Source organism: Shewanella inventionis (genome assembly GCF_014641855.1).
In the GTDB taxonomy this organism is placed as follows: domain Bacteria; phylum Pseudomonadota; class Gammaproteobacteria; order Enterobacterales; family Shewanellaceae; genus Shewanella; species Shewanella inventionis.
This window is the reverse complement of the sequence record NZ_BMII01000107.1, coordinates 1-1141: the sequence shown is the minus strand read 5'-3', so window position 1 is coordinate 1141 and position 1141 is coordinate 1. Positions and strand designations below refer to the sequence as shown.

The 1141-nt window shown below is 34.6% G+C and carries 1 protein-coding gene; it reads right to left on the bottom strand.

Annotated features, from left to right (window positions below):
* Positions 1–113: 113 nt before the first annotated feature.
* Positions 114–455 carry a cysteine peptidase family C39 domain-containing protein gene (locus IEW93_RS21770; protein WP_188741276.1) on the bottom strand — a complete coding sequence of 114 codons (342 nt, stop codon included), beginning with the start codon at positions 453–455 and terminating at the stop codon, positions 114–116.
* Positions 456–1141 lie beyond the last annotated feature (686 nt).

The window sequence follows — 1141 nt, the reverse complement described above, 5'->3', positions numbered from 1 at the left end:
ACCTTTTAGAGCAGCATCCACTAAAAGCCAGTAAACCAACCAAAATAAGAAAGGCAGCATGGAATGGCGATTTTAGGAGCGAGATTTTCTTTGGTTAAAAGATTTAACAAAGCTTAATCCCGCCCTGTAGGACTAGTGCTAGCGTCAGTTAAGTCTTGGACTAAGACTTCGTCATTCGTAACCTTGACGATAATGAAAAAGTGACCATCAATATGTCGCGCTATAGCGGGTAATACATGGTCGGTAAGTTTATCTGCTGTATCGATAATAAACTTAGCTTTAAAACCAACACTTTTAGCCGCGCGAATTAAATTAATATCCGCTAATAGCGTCTTATTTTCAGTACAATCATTATGTTGAAATTCACGAAGTAAAGCGCTTGGCTCTGCGGGGATTTGGTGAAAACGGGCAATCAATGCTAAGCATTGAATACCTGAGTTGAAATGGCTCGACATCTAATTCCTGAGTCTTTTTTCTGTCCTTGAAAGCCGGCATGTTAAAAAATAATAATTTAAATGTAAAGGAAAATAACTATTATAAGTGTGTTGATTTTACTCACAGTGACTCAACATCTGAAACGAGTACTAATTGTCCCTATTTTTTGATTTCATTTTAATCTTATGTTCAATGCACCTTTAGATGCTGATAATCTGCTTATTATCATTAACTTACATTACAGAAAGTAAGTAAAAGAAGGCGGTGATAATGTACCCTTCAATAATGATTAACACACTTTGGGGCAGAAATGTGTTGTCCATGCTAACTTGAAAATGGACATTTCTGAGTTACGAATGCCATCAGTGTATGCCTTGTTCGCATAAATAAAAATATGGGAAAATTCTATATCAGTGGCCAGTTTTAGTGAACCACTATAGATTTCAGTTTTGAAAAATATGGAAAATTCTAAACATGTGAAGTAATGGTGATTCAATACGGCCAATATTTATCGGCCGCTACAAATATTGATTGTTACTAGAGCGAATTTATCACTTATAATTGCACTATAATGGCTTTCTTATTTGCAAATTGATAGATTTCTAATTCCATGAAATTAAATTGATAACACCATTCCCCATATATTTAAAAGTGATTGTCACTATTCCACCTGAGTTATTCATATTTAATAAAGACTCACACAACG

Excerpts from the sequence above, each read along its gene's own strand:
- IEW93_RS21770 (WP_188741276.1), bottom strand. The coding sequence starts at position 455 with ATGTCGAGCCATTTCAACTCAGGTATTCAATGCTTAGCATTGATTGCC.